This is a genomic window from Amycolatopsis sp. NPDC051372, assembly GCF_040682095.1.
Classification (GTDB): Bacteria; Actinomycetota; Actinomycetes; order Mycobacteriales; family Pseudonocardiaceae; genus Amycolatopsis.
The window spans coordinates 189,574-208,135 of sequence record NZ_JBFBAF010000010.1 but is presented as its reverse complement, the minus strand read 5'-3'; the positions used below and the strand labels follow the sequence as shown (position 1 = coordinate 208,135).

Genomic DNA, 18,562 nt, shown 5'->3' with positions numbered 1-18,562 from the left:
GTGCCGGGCGGCGCGAACCACCGCCCGGCACCGATCTACGTCAAGGATCACCCGGATGGAGCCGGCCGAAGGTATTGTCATTCGGTCAACAGCGCGGCACGGTGGAGGTCGGACCGGGGTTCCGCCAGCGAAGGCAGGTCGCCATGACGAGCGCAGTCGGCAAAGTCGGCAAGGTCGGCAAGGTCGCCGAGAGCCTGCGTGAGCGCGTGCCCACGCTCACGTCCATGCCGCTGCCCCGCACCGTCGACCAGCGCTGGCAAGCGGCCACCTACCCAGTGCGCGAACTCGCGGCGCCACCCGCGGGTAGCGGCCTGAAGCCGGTGCTCGGCGACGACGGCCCGCCGGTCGTGGGCCACGCGCTGGAGATGATGCGCTTCGGCCTGGACTTCAGCTTCAGCCGCTACGAGAAGTACGGTCCCGTCTCGTGGATGGGTGGCTTCGGCCGCCGGATCGTCTCGCTGTCCGGCCCCGAGGCCACGCAGATCGCCCTGGTGAACAAGGACAAGGCGTTCTCGCAGGAGGGCTGGAAGTTCTTCATCGAGAAGTTCTTCGACCGCGGCCTCATGCTGCTCGACTTCGGCGAGCACCACCTGCACCGGCGGATCATGCAGAGCGCGTTCACGCGCGAGCGGCTCGTCGGCTACGTCGGGCAGATGGGCCCGGCCCTGCGCGCCGGCGTCGAGGCGTGGCCCGGCGGCACGCGGCCGCGGCTGTACTGGGCGCTCAAGCAGCTCACCCTCGACGTGGCGACGCGCGTGTTCATGGACATGCACTCGCCCGGCGACGCGATGCGGATCAACCGCGCGTTCGTGAACACCGTGCGCGCGGGCACGGCGCTGGTGCGCTACCCCGTGCCCGGCGGCCGCTGGTCCGCCGGCCTGCGCGGCCGGCGGCTGCTGGAGCGCTACTTCGGCGAGACCCTGCCGGAAAAGCGCCGCGCGGGCGGCGACGACCTGTTCGCCGCGCTCTGCACCGCCACCACCGAGGACGGCGACCGGTTCACCGACGCGGACATCGTGAACCACATGATCTTCCTGATGATGGCGGCGCACGACACCACGACCATCACCAGCAGCGCCATGGCCTACTACCTGGCCAAGCACCCGGAGTGGCAGGAACGCGCCCGCGCGGAGTCGCTCGCGCTCGGCGACGACGTGCCGGACATCGAGGCGCTGGAAAGCCTGGAAACGCTCGACCTCGTGATGAAGGAATCACTGCGACTGCGGGCCCCGGTGCCGTCGATGGCCCGCAAGACCACCAAGGACACGGAGGTGCTCGGTCACTTCATCCCCGAAGGCACGCTCGTCGGCGTCTCGCCGACGCTGAACCACTTCACCCCCGACTGCTGGACCGACCCGATGCGCTTCGACCCCGAGCGGTTCGCCGAGCCGCGGCGCGAGGACAAGTCGCACCGGTTCGCGTGGATGCCGTTCGGCGGCGGCGCGCACAAGTGCATCGGGCTGCACTTCGGCAGCCTCGAGGTCAAGGCGCTGATGCACGAGATGCTGCGGACTTTCCGCTGGTCCGTGCCCCAGGACTACACCGCACGCTGGGACTACGTGTCATTGCCGGTCCCCGCCGACGGACTGCCGGTGCGCCTCGAATGGAAAAACACGTTCGAGCACTCAAGGTGACATCACGTCACCATTTGTGTATGGGTCGTCACTCGTTCAGCCGGTAGACACCCCGTTTCGCGCATGATGCCGTGGCATCACTCACGGCCAACTCATACCTAGTGTGGGTCCCTGAACCTTCACACCGGGTCTGAGCTGGCTTTTGTCCGCGCATGAAGAGGTGGAGTGTGCCTGAGCCTGGTGCCGCGCCAGGGTTGGTCGATGTCGCGCGCAAGTTCGCGACGACGCTGACCGACACGAAAGGAGTAACGCTTCCGCCCGCGGAATTGGAGCGTCTCCTGCTCTCCTTCGCCCAGGAGGTCGCGGAGTTCGCGACCCCCGCGTACGAAGCCGCCGTCCTGCGCTTCACCACGCTCTTCTCCACCGCCCCGATCGGGATCGCGCTCGCCGACCCCTCCGGCGTGATCATGGAGGTCAACCTCGCGCTGGCCAAGCTGCTCGGCTCGACCCAGGATCGGCTCAGGGGCAGGCACCTCGCAGACCTGGCCGCCACCGAGCACGGCGCCACGCGGATCCGCGCCGGCCTCGAACGCCTCATCACCACCGACATCGGCAAGGTCACCGAGCGCGGCATCCGCCTCGACCACAGCGAGGACGGCGGCCTCACCACCAACGTCACGCTCGCGTGGCTGCCCGGCGACCGGCCCGACACCCACTTCCCGGTGCTGATGGCGGCCGACGCCGACGACCTGCACCTGCTCGGCGAACGCCTGATGCACCAGAACGTGCACGACCCGCTCACCGGTCTGCCGAACTCGCAGGCGTTCACCACCCGCGTCGAGGCCGCGCTCACCGCGCCCCGCACCGAGCAGATCGCGCTGGTGTACCTCGACCTCGACGGCTTCAAGGTGATCAACGACGGCCTCGGCGCGGGTGTCGGCGACGAGGTGCTGAAAGAGGTCGCGAGCAAGCTGTCGGCGGTCTTCACCGGGCACCACGACGGGTACGTCGCCCGCCTGTCCGGCGACGGGTTCGCCGTGCTGCTGCGCGGCGAGGACCTCACACGGCAGCACGTGGTGAACCTCGTGGACCGCGCGCTGGAGGACCTCAACGAGCCGGTCTACCTGGGTGGCCACGGGATCGGGGTGAGCGCGAGCGTCGGCATCGTCGTGGGCGCGTGCCGCGACGGCGGGCACATCGAGCTGCGCCGGGCCGCGGAACTCGCGCTGCACCGGGCGAAGGAACACGGCAAGGCGAAGTGGATGCTGTTCGACCCGGACGAGGACGCACGCGACCGCAGTCGCTACCAGCTCGGCGCAGTGATCGCGGGCGCGCTGGAGAACGGTGAGTTTTCCCTGATCTACCAGCCCACCGTGAAACTCGCGAAGCCCGACGAGATCGCGGCCGTGAACGCCGGCCTGCGGTGGAACCACCCGGAGAAGGGCGAGCTCGACTCCGAGGACTTCTACCCGCTGGCGCAGTCCACCGGCATGACGGTGCCGCTCGGCAAGTGGCTGCTCGCCGAGTCGCTGGCGGCCACGGCGCGCTGGCGCGAGCGGTTCGGCGACGCCGCGCCCGACGTCTGCATCCGGCTGCCGAAGCGCCTCGCCGGTGACGACGAGCTCGTGATGCTGGTCAAGGAGCAGCTCGACCGCCACGACCTGCCGGCCCGTGCGCTGCGCCTGTGCACCGACCGCGAGTCGATGTTCGACGACAACGGCGAGGTGCACGACTCGTTCACCGTGCTCGCCGACCTCGGCGCCCAGCTCGTGCTCACGATCTCCGGCTCAGCGGACCTCGAGCTCATCCCCCGCCACAGCCTGCCCATTCGGCACGTCATCCTCAGCGGCCCGGTCGTCGACGCGCTCGCCGACGGCGCCGCGGAGGCCGACATGCGCCACCTTCGTCAGCTGGTCGAGCGCGGCAAGGAGCTCAACCTGCGCATCGGCGCCGAAGGGGTACGAAGCGCAGAGCACGCGGCGCGGCTGCGCCAGCTCGGCGTGCTCGCCGCGCGTGGTTCGTTCGTCGCCGACTCGGCCACGGGCGACGAAGTGGACGAGATGATCGAGCGCCACGCGGGCTGACCCGTCCACCTGCGGCGCGGCCGGCGAACACCGAGGAGGATCATCTCCCGCGGACCCGACCGAAAGGACCCCGATGGACACCGGCGACCTCGCGCCCGACTTCACCCTCTCCGACGACCAGGGCGACGACCGCACATTGTCGGACTTTCTGACGTCCGGCCCCGTCGTGCTGTTTTTCTACCCCGCCGCCATGACGAGCGGCTGCACCGCCGAGAGCTGCCACTTCCGCGACCTGGCCGCAGAGTTCGCCGAGGTGGGCGCCCAGCGCGTGGGCATCAGCCCGGACGCCGTGGCCAAGCAGCGGGAATTCTCCGCCGCCAACGGGTTCGACTACCCGCTTTTGTCCGATGTGGACGGTGTGGTGGCGAAGCAGTTCGGCGCGTGGCGCAAGTTCATCCCGCTGCACACCAAGCGCACCACGTTCGTCATCGACACCGACCGGCGCGTGCTCGACGTGATCAAGAGCGAGCTGAACTTCACCGCCCACGCGGACCGCGCGTTGAAGGTGCTGCGCGAGCGCAAAAACGTCTCCTGAGACTTTCCTTGCCCGGCAAGGATTCCCGGTCAGCCCGGCCGCTGGATGCGCCACACGAAGTCGTTGCCCGAGCACCCCGGGGCCAGCGCGTCGGAGGCGGCTTCCTTGTGGTGCAAGGTGAAACCCAGCCGGGCCGGGATCGCGCCGCTCTTCGTGTTCAGCTCGTCGTGGAGGATGTCAACGTGGGGCGCGCCCAGGCGCCAGGCCTCGGCGACGAGCAGGGCGGTCGCGCGCGTGGCGAAGCCGCGGCCAGTGCACGGCTTCGCCAGCCAGTAGCCGATCTCGCGGCCGTCGTCGCGGCGCATCAGGCCGCAGCCGCCGGCCAGCGTGCCGTCGGCGGTGTGGATGCCGTACTCCCGCGCCTCACCCGACTCCCAGCGTTCGGCCGTGCCGGTGAGGAACTCCGTGCCTTCGGCCGGACCGTAGCCGTCGGTGGCCCAGACGAGCCACGCGCCGATGTGCTCGCGGGACGCCGAGACCGTGTCCACGAGCACGTCGAGGTCTTCGGAGCGCCAGCGGTTGAGGGTGACCACGCCGTCGGTGAGGGTGTCCATGTCCTCATGGTGGCACCGCAACAGCATTGCGACATCAAAATAACGCTGGGGCCCGCCGTTTTCCGGCGGGCCCCAGCGGTCGATGCTGCTGAGCGGTGCTAGTTGACGACGGCGGTGGGCGGCACCGGGGTGTCGTTCTTCAGCGCGTCGAACAGCAGCGCCGACTTCGTCTTGTCCCAGTGCTCGGCCGAGCCGTCGGTGACCGGCACCGTGCCGGTGAGCACGCCGTCGGACGAGATGCCGCGCATCGCGATCGCCAGGCCGGCCAGGTTGTGCACGTGATCACCCGAGTCCATCGTCAGCGCGTCGGGCGCCGAGGACAGCAGCGGGAAGAAGTCGAACGGGTTCAGCAAGGTCCCCGGGCTCGCGATCTGGCTCACGAGAGCGCCGATGAACTTGCGCTGGTTGGCCACGCGGTCGAGGTCCGAGCGCGGGGTCGCGCTGCTGTGGCGCATGCGGACGAACCCGAGCGACTCGCGCCCGTCCAGCGTCTGGCAGCCGGCCTTGATGTCGATGTTGGTGAACGTGTCGTGCATTTCCTTGTCCACGCACATGTCGACCCCGCCGATCGCGTCGACGATGTTCGCGAACCCGCCGAAGCCGATCTCCGCGTAGTGGTCCATGCGCAGGCCGGTGGCGCCTTCCACGGTCTTCACCAGCAGCGCGGGGCCGCCGAGCGAGAACGCGGCGTTGATCTTGTTCGTGCCGTGGCCCGGGATCTTCACCTGCGAGTCGCGCGGCAGGCTCAGCAACGTCGGCTTTGTGTCGTTGTCCGGGATGTGCGCGATCATGATCGTGTCGGTGCGCTGCCCGCCGCCGGCCGCCGCGACGTCACCGGTCGCCAGGCGTTCCTCGTCCGCGGCCGAGAGCCCGTCGCGGCTGTCGGAGCCCACGATCAGCCAGTTGGTTCCCGACGCGGCAGCGGGACGGCCGTCGTAGTCGGCCAGTGCGTCGACCCGGTTGATGGAGAACTCCAGGTACGCCCAGATCCCGCCCAGGAACACGACGAAGAGCAGCACCAAGGTCATCAGGACCTTGCCGAAGCTCCACCGGCGACGCCGGCGCGGAGCCGGTCCGGGTGGCGGGGCCTGCCGGGGCGGGGCATGCCGGGGCGGTGCTGGCGGCGGGGGCACGGGAGCCTCGCCGCGCGAGCCCATCGGTCTGGTTCGCGCGTCGTACGGGCTGCTGCTCGTGCCCGGCAGCGGCATCATCTGTGCCCGCTGATGCTGCCGCGGGCGTGCGGCGGGCTGCGGTGGCCGGGGCGGCACCCGCCGCCTGCCGTCGTCGCCTCCGTACGTCATTGGCTTTCACCCAATCCCCGAATCCGGCAAAACTCGTGCGGCCCAGTGAACCGCACGTCCTCCAACAAAGGACGTGCGGCACCTGGTGCAGGTTCATCCGGCGAGGAACGGCCTGCTCAGCGGGGGTCGGCGAACCCGAACTGGTGTACCTTGATGTGCCCCGAACGGAACCCGGCCTCCGAATAGGCGAGGTAGAACTCCCACATCCGGTGGAACACGTCGTCGAAGCCGAAGCCGCGGATGTCGTCCCAGCGCTGGTGGAACCGCTCGCCCCAAAGCTTGAGCGTGCGCGCGTAGTCCTGGCCGAACTCGCGCATCCCGGCCAGCTTCAGGCGGGTGTTGTCGCGCATGCCGTCCTCGATCGCCTGCACCGACGGGATGATGCCGCCCGGAAAGATGTACTTGTGGATCCAGCTGTACGACCTGGCCGCAGCCAGCATCCGGTCGTGGTCCATCGTGATGGCCTGCAGGCCGAAGCGCCCGCCCGGGCGCAGCCGCTTGCCGATCGTGGCGAAGAACGTGGGCCAGTAGGACTGCCCGACGGCCTCGATCATCTCCACGCTCACCACGGCGTCGTACTGGCCCGTGGCGTTGCGGTAGTCGCACAGCTGCACGTCGATGCGGTCGGAAAGGCCCGCCTCGGCGATCCGCGCGTCGGCCAGCACCTTCTGCTCCTGCGAGATGGTCAGCGACGTCACCTTCGCGCCGCGAGAGGCCGCGCGGATCGACAGCTCGCCCCAGCCGGTGCCGATCTCCAGCACCTCGCTGCCCTCGCGCACGCCCGCGTAGTCCAGCACGCTGTCGAGCTTGCGGTGCTGGGCCTGCGTCAGGCTGTCGCCCGGGCCGAACAGCGCCGAGGAGTACATCATCGACTCGTCGAGGAACGCGCTGAACAGGTCGTTGGACAGGTCGTAGTGCCGGTGGATGTTCGACCGCGACCCCTCGATCGTGTTCTCCTCGTGCGCCGGCTGCACGCGCTCGGCGAAGCGTCGGAACCGCTGCAGGAACGGCGGCACGACCGTGGCCAGCTTCTCGGCGAACGGCGTCAGCACTCCCGCGAGGTCCTCGGCGGTCCAGTCCCCCACCATGTACGACTCGCCGAAGCCGATCTTCGCGTCGGCGCCGAGGCGGTGGAAGAACGCCGAGGGCCGCAGGATCCGCATCTCCGGCGCCTCCGGGCCACCGGCACCCAGGACGGTGCCGTCGGGGAACGTGACCCGCAGGTCGAGGTTCTTCACGGCGCGGCGGAAGAGCGCCTCCGCGGCCCGCGCGCGCAGCGGCGAGTGCGGCGGCGTGGCCAGTCCCGGCCACCGGGTTTCGTCGGGCGCCGGTTGCGAGGCGGGCCCCGCCGCTCGGTCAACACTTGAGGTGGACAAGACACTCCCTCCGGAATGGGCCCATCGGCCCACATCTGATGGTATTCCCGGCACACGCGACCTGCGCTGTGCGGTTGTCGCCGGATCCGGTCACACGGGGATGCGCAGCCGCTCGTCCGCGGGCCGGGTCCATGCCTGCCGGAGAGTTTCGTCGGTCTCGCCCGCGTCGATCGCTTCCAGTGTGAAAGCACACATCAGCCTGGTCCAGACCGCCGGGCGCTTGATCATCGCGTGACCCTCGCCGGTGACGTCGAAGCGGACGAGGCGCTTGGCGAGCTCCCGCGCGCGCTCGGCGAAGGCGTGCGAATCACGCGGTGAGGTGATCCGGTCGCGTGTGCCGTGCAGCATGACCACGGAGCGGCCCGCGACGGCGTCCACGGGCTCGCCGGGCGGCGTCCACGGCGCGAGGGCGCACACGCCCACCACGGCGGGGTCGCCGGCCACGCGCAGCACCACGCGCCCGCCCATCGAGTGCCCGATGAGCACGACGGGCAGGCCCGGGTGTTCGGCGCGGACGCGCTCCAGCGCCCAGCGGGCGTCGGCCACCGGGTCTTCCGCGGGCGCGTTCCAGCCGTAGCGGCGGTTGCGCACCAGGCGCACCTCCAGGCCCGCCGCGCGACCCGCGCGGTGCAGGGCGCGGGCGAGCGGCACCATGCGCAGGTACGCCAGCCGCCACGGCCCCACGGCCGCGATGCCGTGCTCGGCGCCGCCGTGCAGCACCAGCGCCACCGCCCTCGTCCGCCCGTGCGCGCGCCGTACCGAAACGACGGGTACTCCGTCCACGTGCCGCCTCCCAGTCACCGGTACGCCCGGATGATCAGCTCTCACGCTAATCCACCACGAAGCGTGTCCAAGCGATACATTCGGCGCCCGAACCCGCGACGAAGGGCAGGTGTGGTGAGCGCCACGGAAATCTGGAAGAGCACCTCGGAAAAGCTCGCGGCCGCGCAGCAGGCCAACGCCGAAGCGCTGACGGCGGCGGCCGACCTCGTCCTCGGGGTCATCCGGTCCGACGCCCTCGTGTTCACCGCCGGTGCCGGGCACTCGCTCGCCGCGGTCGCCGAGACGTTCTACCGCGCGGGCGGTCTCGCCTGCGTCTACCCGCTGTACCACCCGGAGCTGCTGCCCCTGCACGGCGCGCAGCACAGCACGAAGACCGAGCGACGCAGCGGGCTCGCCGAAGAGGTGCTGGCCGAGCGCGCGCCGGGTCCCGACGACGTGCTCGTGGTGTTCTCGACGTCCGGGGTGAACCCGTACCCGGTGGAACTGGCCGCCGGTGCCCGCCGCCGCGGCGCGTCGGTGATCGCCGTGACGTCGCGCGCGTGCGTGGCAGCGGCGCCGCGCCGCTCGGCGACGACGCTGGTCGAGGAGGGCACCGTCGTGCTCGACTCGCTCGTGATCCCCGGCGACGCGAGCCACCCGGCCGGCGCGCCGCGCACCGCACCACTGTCCACTGTGGTCAACGCGTTCCTGTGGAACCTGATCCTGGCGGAGGTCTACGACCGCGGCACGGCCGAGGGCATCGACGTCCCGCTGTGGCGAAGCTCCAATGTGGAGGGTGGCGACGAGGCCAACACGGCCCTGCTCGCCAAGTACGGCCCCCGCGTGCCGGCCCTGCGGTAGCCGTCGGCCAACCAGCGGCACTTCCGGCGAAAAAGGACCGGGCCCGGCAGGTCTTGACGGGCCCGGTCCGCCCTTCTAACTTCGGCGTACCGACCAGTCGGTGTCGAGTGGAGGCGGGCCAGCATGGACGATGAGACGGCCGTGCCCCTGCACGGCACCTGCGCGCCCGGGTTCGAGGCGGTGCAGGACGCGTTCGTCGAGAACATCTCCGAGCGCGACGAGCTGGGCGCGGCCTTCGCGGTCACGCTGCGCGGCGAGGTCGTGGTCGATCTCTGGGCCGGCTGGGCGGATCCCGGCCGCACCACGCCGTGGCGGCCGGACACGCTGACCAACGTCTGGTCCACCACCAAGGGCATGGCGGCGATCTGCGCGCACCAGCTCGCCGACGCCGGCGAGCTGGACCTCGACGCCCCCGTGGCGTGCTACTGGCCCGAGTTCGCCGCGGCGGGCAAGCAGGACATCCCGGTGCGCTGGCTGCTCTCGCACCGCTCCGGCGTCGTCGGCATCGACCTGGCGCGCCCGGTGAAGGTCGAGGAGCTCTACGACTGGGACCACATCACGGGGCTGCTGGCCGCGCAGGAACCGCTGTTCCCGCCTGGCTCCGCGAGCGGCTACCACGCGCTGTCCTACGGTTTCCTCGTCGGCGAGGTCGTGCGCCGCGTGGCCGGGCAGGGCATCGACGCGTTCTTCGCCGAGCACGTCGCCGGTCCGTTGGAGGCGGATTTCTCCCTCGGCGTCGGGGAAGCCGACCTCGGGCGGTGCTCGACGCTCGTGGAGCCGGTACTCACGCCGGAGATGACCACGGCGCTCACCGAGGCGTTCGCGAACGCCGGCCCGGTCGCGCTCGCCGCCATGGCGAACCCGCGCGTGGAAGGACACCACGCCAACGAACCCGCGTGGCGGCGCGCCGTGATGCCCGCCCTCAACGGCCACGGCACGGCGAAGGCCCTCGCGATCATCTACGGCGCACTGGCCGACGGCTCCGAACGCCTGATCTCGGCCGGCGCGCTCGCCCGGGCCCGCGAAGGCCAGGGCGCCTCGGTCGACGTGGTCGCCGGCGTGCCCAACGAGTGGGCGCTGGGTTTCTACCTCGGCAGCGACGCGCGCGGCTTCGGCCCCAACCCGGCCGCGTTCGGCCACGACGGTCTCGGCGGCTCGTCCGGTGGCGCCGACCCGGAGGCCGGCGTGGGCTTCGGTTACGTGATGAACCGCATGGGCCCGTTGCTGCGTGACGACCCGCGCAAGATGGCGCTCGTCAACGCGACCTTCGCCTGCCTCGGACGCTGAGCGGAGACGCCAAGGGCGCCTCGAGTATTCTCGAGGCGCCCTTGGCGTCGCGTCACGCGGCGGTCGGCTCCTCGTCGAACTGCGTGTGGTGCAGCTCGGCGTAGCGGCCGCCGAGGGCGAGCAGCTCTTCATGTGTGCCGCGTTCGACGATCCGGCCGTCCTCGACGACCAGGATCAGGTCCGCGGCACGGACGGTCGAGAGCCGGTGCGCGATCACGAGCGCCGTGCGGCCTTCGAGCGCACCCGTGAGAGCCTCGCCGACCGCGGCCTCCGATTCGGAGTCCAGGTGCGCCGTGGCCTCGTCCAGCACCACGACCTTCGGCTGCGCCAGCAGGAGCCGCGCGATGGTGAGCCGCTGGCGCTCACCGCCGGAGAGGCGGTAGCCGCGTTCGCCGACGGTCGTGTCGAGGCCGTCGGGCAGCGAGCGCACCAGGTGACTCAGGCGGGCCTGTTCCAGCGCGGCCCAGATCTCGTCGTCGGTCACGCCCGGGCGGGCATAGGCCAGGTTGGCGCGGATGGTGTCGTGGAACAGGTGCCCGTCCTGCGTCACCACGCCCACGGTGGCGCGCAGCGTCGCGAAGTCCAGGTCGCGGACGTCCACATCGGACAACCGGACCGCGCCGCCGTCCACGTCGTAGAGGCGCGGCAGCAGTGAGGCGATGGTCGACTTGCCGGCACCCGACGAGCCGACCAAGGCCACCATCTGGCCCGGTTCGGCGCGGAAGCTGATTCCGTGCAGCACCTCTTCGCCCCCGCGGCTGTCCAAAGTGGCCACGTCTTCCAGTGACGCCAGCGAGAACCGGTCGGCCGCCGGGTACCCGAAGCGCACGTCCTCGAACTCCACGGCCACGCCGCCCGCGGGCAGCGCCTTCGGCTTCACCGGTTCCTTGATCATGGGGTCGAGGTCGAGCACCTCGAAGACGCGCTCGAACGACACCAGCGCGGTCATCACGTCGACGCGGACGTTGGCCAACGCCGTGAGCGGCGCGTAGAGGCGGGTCAGCAGCAGCGCCAGTGCCACCACGGTGCCGGGCGCGATCTGGCCGGTGAAGGCGAGGTAGCCGCCGAGGCCGTAGACCAGCGCCTGCGCGAGCGCCGACACGAGCGTGAGGCTGGTCATGAACCAGCGGGTGAGCATCGCGGTGCGCACGCCGATGTCGCGCACGCGCCCGGCGCGGTCGCCGAACTCGCCGACTTCCTGACGCGGCCGGCCGAACAGCTTCACGAGCGTGGCGCCCGGCGCCGAGAACCGCTCGGTCATCTGTGTGGTCATGCCGGCGTTGAGCTGCGCCGACTCGCGCTGCAGCCCGGCCATCCGGCGGCCCAGCCGGCGCGCCGGGAGCACGAAGATCGGCAGCAGCACCAGCGCGAAGACCGTCACCTGCCACGACAGCGTCACCATCACCGCGAGCGAGAGCACGAGCTGGATCACGTTGGTGACCAGGCCCGACAGCGTTGCGGTGAACGTGCGCTGCGCGCCGATCACGTCGTTGTTGAGCCGGCTCACCAGCGCGCCGGTGCGGGTGCGCGTGAAGAACGCGATGGGCAGCTTCTGCACGTGCGCGAACACGGCGACGCGCAGGTCGAGGATGATCCCCTCGCCGATGCGCGCCGACTGCCACCGCTCCGCCAGCCCCAGCCCGGCGTCGAGGATGGCGAGCACCGCGATCACCACGGCGAGCCAGATGATCAGCGGCAGGTCCTGGTGACCGACGATCGCGTCGACGACCTTACCCGCCAGCACGGGCGTGGTCACCGCGAGCACGGCGGAAACCACCGTCAGGACCAGGAAGACCAGCAGCCGCATCCAGTGTGGTCGGGCGAAGCGCGCGACCCTTTTCACGGTGCCGCGCGTGAGCGCCCTCGGCGTGTCGGCCCCGCGCATCACGGAGCCGAGCAACGCCCACGAGTTGTCCATGTGGAGCCTTTCCCCCGATCGACAAAACTTCTATATTACTTGAGCTTTTTCCCAGAGATGCCCCGCACAACGCCAGTTCGTCCCGAGTTCTTCCCGGTGCCGTCCACCCGAGCGTTCACCGGCGGTGAACAACCGCCCACAGCGCCTCGCGCAGCGCGTCGGCCTCACGCCCGTCGAGCGGGACCAGCAGCCGCCGTTCGGCCTCCTCCGACGCCTCGGTGGCCGCCTTCAGCACGCGCAGCCCCTCCTCCGTCGGCGTCACGATCCGGCGGCGGCGATCGGCGGGATCGACGTGGCGCCGCACGAGCACCTTGTCTTCCAGCTCGTCAACGAGCTGGACCATGGTCGTCCGGTCCACGCCAAGCCGCGCGGCCGCCTCCTGCTGCGCCTGCGGCTCGCCGTCGGCCAGCAGCGCGAGCACGGCGACCTGCCGCCCGGTCACCCCGTGGGGCGCGAGCAACGGCTCCTGCAGCTCGGCCAGCCGCAGCTGCGCGTGCTTGAGCAGATAACCGAGCCGGCGGGTCACGACGGCCGGGGTTTCGGGAGCACTCGACATGAACCGCATCTTAGCTCTACCCTGATCATCAGTAGTGCTGATGATTTCTCTATCTGACGATCAGGAGCCCCCATGGTGACCTTCGGACTGAAACCCGCCCAGCAGTTCACGGACGTCGCGACGCTGCGCGAGATCTGGGCGATCGCCGACGACGCGCGGTTCGACGGCCTCTGGACCTTCGACCACTTCGCGCCCATGGGCCCCGTCCGAACCGGCGCCGTGTTCGAAGCCTGGACCCTGCTCGCCGCCATGGCCGAGGCCACGCACCACGTCCGGATCGGCTGCCTGGTTTCGGGCAACACCAACCGGCACCCGGCCGTGCTGGCCAAGATGGCCGCGACGATCGACCACCTCTGCGGCGGTCGGCTCGACGTGGGCCTCGGCGCGGGTGGCGACGAGCTCGCCGACACGATGCTCGGCATGCCGACCCCGCCGGCGCGCGAACGCGTCGAGCGGCTCGCCGAGGCGTGCACCGTCCTCGACCTGCTGTGGACGCGCCCGGTCGCCGACTTCAGCGGTGCCCACTACCGGCTGACGGGCGCGACGAGCGACCCGAAACCCGTGCAGGCACCGAAGCCGCCGCTGTGGCTCGGCAGCAACGGCGAGCGCCGCGGCCTGCGGATCGTCGCCGAGCACGCCGACGTGTGGCTCAACGCGAGCCTGCCGGGCACCCCCGTCGAGGAGCTCACGCGGCTGTCGGGCGTGCTCGACCGGCACTGCGCGGCGGTCGGTCGCGACCCGGCGACGGTGCGCCGGGCCGTGCAGTTCCGGCTCTCGGCCGAGGACGAGGACACCCTGCGCGAGACGCGGACCTTCCTCGACGCCGGGTTCACCGACCTCATCCTCATGCTCCCGTCCGCCGGCGACACCGTGGGCCGGGCGAAGCAGGCGGCCGCGCTGCTCCCGCGGCTGCGAGAACTGGGCCGAACGGGCGAGCACGGGTGATCCGGACGCCCTCGGTAGCCTGACGTGACGGGGACGGCCAGGTTCGTGAGGGGGAAGCGGTGCACCTGCTGATGGCTCCGGCCCGGGCAGCCGCGGACCGGGCGGCCCGGGTGCTCACCTGGGACCTCGTGTTCTACCTGGGTTGCTTCGCCTTCGCGTTGATCAGCGCGATCGTGTCCGAGTTCTACGGCTACCGCGTCTGGGGCAACTTCGCGACGGCCGCGTACGGCTTCGCCGCGGCCCACAGCGGCTGGCTGCTCGTGTCGGCCCGGCTCGGGCGCACGCCCCGCGGCCCGCTCGGCTCGCGGTGGTGCTCGATCGCGGTGATCGGGTTGTTGGCGATGATCGTCCCGCTCGCGGTGCTCGTTATTCGCCGACTGACCGGAGTCGACTGGCTCGTCACGCCGGACTCGTGGGCCGCGCAGCCCGAAGTGTGGGTGATCGAGCGCAGCGCGAGCCTGTTGCTTCAGCACGGCACGCCCTATGTCGACGTGACCGCTCTCGGGCGCGCGCCCGAGGTGAACGACTACACGCCCTACGGGCCCGTGATGACGGTGTTCGGCCTTCCGCGCGCGTTGTTCGGGGGAACACCGTTCACCAATGCGCTCACCGATGCCCGGTGGATGTTCGCACTTTGTGCGTCTCTCTGTGTGATCGCCTCACTACGAATGCTGAAATGGCCGCGAATTCCGGTTCTTTCGGCACAATTGGCAATCGCGTGCCCACTCACCGCATTGACATGGGCCGTCGCCGGTCCCGATCTCGCCATTGTGGGACTGCTCGTGCTCGCGTGCGCACTCGCTGCAACCGGGCGCCCGGGGTGGTCGGGATTCGTGCTGGCACTCGTGATCAGCGCGAAGCTCATCGTCGCGCCGGCCGCGGCCGTACTCGCGGTCTTCGTGTTCTGCCGTACGCACAACGGAAATTCACGCGACCGCAGGGCGCTCGCGTGGTTCGTGACCACTTTGGTCAGTGCGACCGTGGTCCTGCACCTGCCGGTGTACCTGGTCGCCCCGGACGCGTTCGTGGAGCACGTGATCCGGTTTCCGCTCGGGATGGGCGTGGTGCGCTCCCCCGCGGCGAGCCCGCTTCCGGGCCACCTGATCGCGGAAACCGGCTCAGCGGGCCGCGTGATCTCACTCGTCCTGGTGGCGGCCGCAGCGGTGGCGATGCTGGTGTGGCTGGTGCGCCGTCCCCCCGCGACGGGATCCGCCGCGCTCTTGCGGATCGCCGTCGGGCTCGGCGCGTTGGTCCTGCTCACCCCGGCAACCCGCTACGGCTACCTGGTTTATCCGTTGGTGCTGCTCGGAGGAGTGCTGACGTTCCGAGCGGCCGAACAGGGACTGCGCCCCCCGCGCAGTCGGCCTGGTACTGCTACTTCTTCTTGACCCGCGTGGCCCCGCCGCGCCCCCGCAGCTGGACCCCGGACTCAGAGAGAACACGGTGCACGAACCCGTAGGAACGTCCCGTGGACTCAGCAAGGGCCCGGATGCTCGAGCCCTTCTCGTATTTCTTCTTCAGGTCAGCGGCCAGCTTGTCGCGCGTGTTGCCGGTGATCCGCGCGCCTTTCTTGAGATCAGCCACGTCGATCGCCTTCCCGCCGAGTGGAGTTCTGGGCCATTTGCGGCCCCTGCCGGGGCAATGATCGAACACGAAGCCCAGGAATGCCAGACGACAGACGTAAAACGAGCGAAATTGCGATCACATTGGGCCATTCAAGTGCTTCACGAGGCGTGACAAGCACCCAAATGGCCGTATCTGATCACGCTAGCTGGACAAGTTCCAGATAATCCGGGGACCAATGATCCTCGGTCCCGTCGGGCAGCAGGATCACTCGCTCGGGCTCCAGCGCCTCGACCGCGCCCGGGTCGTGCGTCACCAGTACCACGGCGCCCGCGAAGCTGCGCAGGGCGTCCAGGACCTGCGCACGGCTGGCCGGATCGAGGTTGTTGGTCGGTTCGTCCAGGAGCAGCACGTTCGCGGCACTGGAGACGAGCCCGGCCAGCGCCAGACGGGTCTTCTCGCCGCCGGAAAGCGTGCCGGCGGGCTGGTCGAGTTGTTCACCCGTGAACAGGAACGAACCCAGCAGGTTCCGCAACTCCTGCGCCCCTGTGTCCGGCGCGAGATGTCGGATGTTTTCCCACACGCTCGCATCGTGGTCGAGAGTTTCGTGTTCCTGTGCGTAATAGCCCAAACGCAATCCGTGACCCGGCTCGACGGAACCCGTATCCGGAGTTTCCATTCCGCCGAGCAGCCGGAGCAATGTCGTCTTTCCGGCACCGTTCAAACCGAGTACGACGACCTTCGAGCCGCGGTCGATCGCCAGATCGACTCCGGTGAAAATCTCGAGCGAGCCGTAGGACTTCGACAGGCCGTCGGCCGTGAGCGGCGTGCGCCCGCACGGGGCGGGCTCCGGGAACTTGATCCGCGCGACCTTGTCGGCCTGACGCGTGTCGTCGAGCTGCGAGAGCATCTGCTCCGCGCGGCGCGCCATGTTCTTGGCCGCCACGGCCTTCGTCGCCTTGGCCCCGAGCTTCGCGGCCTGCTGCTGCAATGCCGACGCCTTCTTCTCGGCGTTGGCGCGTTCACGGCGGCGGCGCTTCTCGTCGGTGGCGCGCGCGTCGAGGTAGCGCTGCCAGCTCATGTTGTAGAGGTCGATCTCGCCGCGCGTGGCGTCGAGGAACCAGACCTTGTTCACGACGTCGGCGAGCAGCTCCACGTCGTGGCTGATCACGACGAGACCGCCGTCGTGCTGCTTGAGGAAGCCGCGCAGCCACGTGATCGAGTCGGCGTCGAGGTGGTTGGTCGGCTCGTCGAGCAGCAGGATCGTCTCGGACTTGCCACCCGCACCGGCCTCGGCGGCCGCGAACAGGATGCGCGCCAGCTCCACCCGCCGGCGCTGACCACCGGAGAGCGTGTTGAGCGTCTGCGCGAGCACGCGGTCGGCGAGACCGAGGTTCGAGCAGATGCGCGCGGCCTCGCTCTCGGCGGCGTACCCGCCCAGGGAGGCGAACCGCTCTTCGAGGCGGCTGTAGCGGTTGATGGCCCTGTCGCGCTGGTTGTCGTCGACGAGCTCGGACATCGCGGTCTGCGCCTTTTCCATGTCGCGCAGCAGCGTGTCGAGGCCGCGCGCGGACAGCACGCGGTCCTTCGCCGTCACGGACAGGTCGCCCTCGCGCGGGTCCTGCGGCAGGTAGCCGAGCTCGCCGCTGCGGCGGACTTCGCCCGCGTGCGGTTCGCCCTCGCCCGCGATGACCTTCAGCGACGTGGTCTTGCCGGCGCCGTTGCGGCCGACGAGTCCGATGCGGTCGCCGGGCTGGATGCGGAGGGTGGCGCCGTTCAGCAGGATGCGCGAGCCGGCACGCAGCTCGAGGCCAGTGGCCGTGATCAAGGGAACTCCCGGATTCGGGGGTGAACGTGGACAGCGACAGGCACCGGCATCGCTCGCTGTCCTCGCTCTTGCGAAGATCGGTCACGAGCGCCCGGTGCGGCAGCTACTCCGTGAGGATTTCCCGTTCCACGGCACCCAGTGTACGGGGTGGCGCCGAACGGTTTTCCGCCGCGTGGCGGGTCTCACGCTTCCCCGGAACCGCGTCCGTGAAGATCGCCCGTTCGGCCGTGTCCGTCGAGCGCCACCGCGTCCACTTCGGACAGTCACGGCACGAGGGTCTGCTCATCGACGCTCGTCTTGATGAGCAGGCCACGCGACGATCAGTTCCCCGAAAGGATCAGAGCGAGACCACCGGCCAGTCGTTCTCGACGCCCGCGAGAGCTCGAGCAGGGCCTGGACGTGCGCCTCGTCGGACTCGGCCTTGCGCGCCGCCGCCGGCTCGCCGGCCGGGACGTGGGCGATGTTCTCGCCGATGAAGGTGTGGACCGACAGGCAGTACTCGCAGCCGTTGAGCTGAGCGGTGGCGATCGCCGGCCGCTCGCGGACCCCGGCGTTCAGCGCGCCGCCGGCCGCCGCTCCGCTCAGCGCCAAGTAGGCCTTCAGGAGAGCCGGGCTGTTCGCCATCACCTTCGTCATGTTGGGCACCAGCCCGAGCGCCTTGTTCACCTCGGCGAGCAGCTCCTTCGCGACGCCCGTCGTGGTCATGCGAACTGTCTTTCTCACGGGTAGACCTGAAAGCTTCCGTGAGAAGTAGAAGCAGGTCGTTCTAACGCATGAAACCTCATCGACCCGTGATAAGGTGTCCACATGGGAGAAGCGGAGCGGACCTGGGTACTGCCGGACGAGCCCGTGTCCGTTCGCCTCATGGCCACCATCCGGGCCGACACCCACGGCGTCCACGACGACCTGACCTCGGCCGGCGACGTGGACGAATGGCTGCACGCGGTCGGCTTCGGGAGGGCGGGCCCCGGCGCGACGTCGGCGGACCTCGCCTCGGCGCGACGGCTCCGCGCGGCCGTCCGCCACCTGGCTGCGATGGTGACGAAGGACGAGCGTCCGCTGGCGCAGTACGGAAGCCCGGACGCGGATTCCGCGCTGCGCGACCTGAACGAGGTCGTCACCCACCGGCCCACTCCCCGCCTCGAACTGACCGGCGGCACGCTGCGGGAAGGCCTGTCCTACGCGAGCTCGCCGGTCGCGGCCGGACTGGCGGACATCGCGCAGCAGTCAATCGCCCTGCTGGGCGGCCCAGGGGCAGCGAACTTGCGAGCGTGTCGGGCGCCGGGCTGCGTGCTCTTCTTCGTGAAGACCCACCCGCGCCGCGAATGGTGTTCCATCGCGTGCGGCAACCGCGCCCGGGCCGCGCGGCACTACGAGAAGGTGCGGTCGCCGCGGTAGTCCGCCCCCGGCACCGCCGT

Annotated in this window: 17 protein-coding genes; 8 read left to right on the top strand and 9 right to left on the bottom strand. The window is 70.1% G+C overall.

The features are described from left to right. The first annotated feature begins 143 nt into the window (after positions 1-143). The 3 genes from AB0M56_RS17855 (at position 144) to AB0M56_RS17845 (ending at position 4,193) form a co-directional block, all read left to right on the top strand. On the top strand, positions 144-1,634 hold the full coding sequence (locus tag AB0M56_RS17855; RefSeq protein ID WP_364176934.1) for a cytochrome P450: 1,491 nt from the start codon (positions 144-146) through the stop codon (positions 1,632-1,634). Between the two features lie 167 nt (positions 1,635-1,801). Then, the gene (locus tag AB0M56_RS17850; protein ID WP_364176931.1) at positions 1,802-3,658 is read left to right on the top strand and encodes a diguanylate cyclase; all 1,857 of its coding nucleotides are present in this window, start codon (positions 1,802-1,804) and stop codon (positions 3,656-3,658) included. 73 nt (positions 3,659-3,731) lie between these two features. Beyond that, positions 3,732-4,193 carry a peroxiredoxin gene (locus AB0M56_RS17845; RefSeq protein WP_364176928.1) on the top strand — a complete coding sequence of 154 codons (462 nt, stop codon included), beginning with the start codon at positions 3,732-3,734 and terminating at the stop codon, positions 4,191-4,193. A 29-nt stretch (positions 4,194-4,222) separates the two neighbouring features. On the opposite strand, the gene AB0M56_RS17840 is transcribed toward AB0M56_RS17845, so the two are convergent. From AB0M56_RS17840 to AB0M56_RS17825, 4 genes are all read right to left on the bottom strand, one after another. Then, on the bottom strand, positions 4,223-4,747 hold the full coding sequence (locus AB0M56_RS17840; protein WP_364176926.1) for a GNAT family N-acetyltransferase: 525 nt from the start codon (positions 4,745-4,747) through the stop codon (positions 4,223-4,225). A gap of 98 nt (positions 4,748-4,845) precedes the next feature. Then, complete coding sequence (locus tag AB0M56_RS17835) at positions 4,846-6,048, bottom strand: LCP family protein (RefSeq protein ID WP_364176924.1); 1,203 nt, start codon at positions 6,046-6,048, stop codon at positions 4,846-4,848. Positions 6,049-6,164: 116 nt separating this feature from the next. Then, positions 6,165-7,424, bottom strand: a complete 1,260-nt coding sequence (locus tag AB0M56_RS17830; protein ID WP_364176922.1) for a cyclopropane-fatty-acyl-phospholipid synthase family protein — start codon at positions 7,422-7,424, stop codon at positions 6,165-6,167. A 90-nt stretch (positions 7,425-7,514) separates the two neighbouring features. Further along, positions 7,515-8,207 carry an alpha/beta fold hydrolase gene (locus AB0M56_RS17825; protein WP_364176919.1) on the bottom strand — a complete coding sequence of 231 codons (693 nt, stop codon included), beginning with the start codon at positions 8,205-8,207 and terminating at the stop codon, positions 7,515-7,517. 111 nt (positions 8,208-8,318) lie between these two features. Between AB0M56_RS17825 and AB0M56_RS17820 the strand changes: the two genes are divergently transcribed. Together AB0M56_RS17820 and AB0M56_RS17815 are read left to right on the top strand one after the other, a co-directional pair. Continuing rightward, the gene (locus AB0M56_RS17820; protein ID WP_364176916.1) at positions 8,319-9,047 is read left to right on the top strand and encodes an SIS domain-containing protein; all 729 of its coding nucleotides are present in this window, start codon (positions 8,319-8,321) and stop codon (positions 9,045-9,047) included. Between the two features lie 123 nt (positions 9,048-9,170). Continuing rightward, on the top strand, positions 9,171-10,334 hold the full coding sequence (locus tag AB0M56_RS17815) for a serine hydrolase domain-containing protein (protein ID WP_364176913.1): 1,164 nt from the start codon (positions 9,171-9,173) through the stop codon (positions 10,332-10,334). A gap of 52 nt (positions 10,335-10,386) precedes the next feature. Here the strand turns inward: AB0M56_RS17815 and AB0M56_RS17810 are convergent, their stop codons facing one another. Together AB0M56_RS17810 and AB0M56_RS17805 are read right to left on the bottom strand one after the other, a co-directional pair. After that, positions 10,387-12,252 (bottom strand): ABC transporter ATP-binding protein, encoded by a 1,866-nt coding sequence (locus tag AB0M56_RS17810; protein WP_364176910.1) that lies wholly within the window; start codon positions 12,250-12,252, stop codon positions 10,387-10,389. Between the two features lie 115 nt (positions 12,253-12,367). Continuing rightward, complete coding sequence (locus AB0M56_RS17805) at positions 12,368-12,808, bottom strand: MarR family transcriptional regulator (RefSeq protein ID WP_364176907.1); 441 nt, start codon at positions 12,806-12,808, stop codon at positions 12,368-12,370. 72 nt (positions 12,809-12,880) lie between these two features. Here AB0M56_RS17805 and AB0M56_RS17800 point away from each other — a divergent pair, with 72 nt between their 5' ends. Then, positions 12,881-13,753, top strand: coding sequence for an LLM class flavin-dependent oxidoreductase (locus AB0M56_RS17800; protein ID WP_364176904.1), 873 nt, complete (start codon positions 12,881-12,883; stop codon positions 13,751-13,753). A gap of 71 nt (positions 13,754-13,824) precedes the next feature. Next, on the top strand, positions 13,825-15,141 hold the full coding sequence (locus tag AB0M56_RS17795; protein WP_364177086.1) for a glycosyltransferase 87 family protein: 1,317 nt from the start codon (positions 13,825-13,827) through the stop codon (positions 15,139-15,141). On the opposite strand, the gene AB0M56_RS17790 is transcribed toward AB0M56_RS17795, so the two are convergent. From AB0M56_RS17790 to AB0M56_RS17780, 3 genes are all read right to left on the bottom strand, one after another. Next, complete coding sequence (locus AB0M56_RS17790; protein ID WP_003071237.1) at positions 15,128-15,337, bottom strand: helix-turn-helix domain-containing protein; 210 nt, start codon at positions 15,335-15,337, stop codon at positions 15,128-15,130. The two genes, AB0M56_RS17795 and AB0M56_RS17790, sit on opposite strands and share 14 nt — an antisense overlap. 178 nt (positions 15,338-15,515) lie before the next feature. Then, a complete protein-coding gene (locus AB0M56_RS17785) occupies positions 15,516-17,144 on the bottom strand; it encodes an ABC-F family ATP-binding cassette domain-containing protein (RefSeq protein WP_364176901.1) in 1,629 nt (542 codons plus the stop codon). Positions 17,145-17,426: 282 nt separating this feature from the next. Next, positions 17,427-17,849: a carboxymuconolactone decarboxylase family protein gene (locus AB0M56_RS17780; RefSeq protein ID WP_364176899.1), complete on the bottom strand. Its 423-nt coding sequence runs from the start codon at positions 17,847-17,849 to the stop codon at positions 17,427-17,429. 102 nt (positions 17,850-17,951) lie between these two features. On the opposite strand from AB0M56_RS17780, the gene AB0M56_RS17775 reads away from it, so the two are divergent. Further along, positions 17,952-18,542 carry an ABATE domain-containing protein gene (locus AB0M56_RS17775; protein WP_364176896.1) on the top strand — a complete coding sequence of 197 codons (591 nt, stop codon included), beginning with the start codon at positions 17,952-17,954 and terminating at the stop codon, positions 18,540-18,542. Positions 18,543-18,562 lie beyond the last annotated feature (20 nt).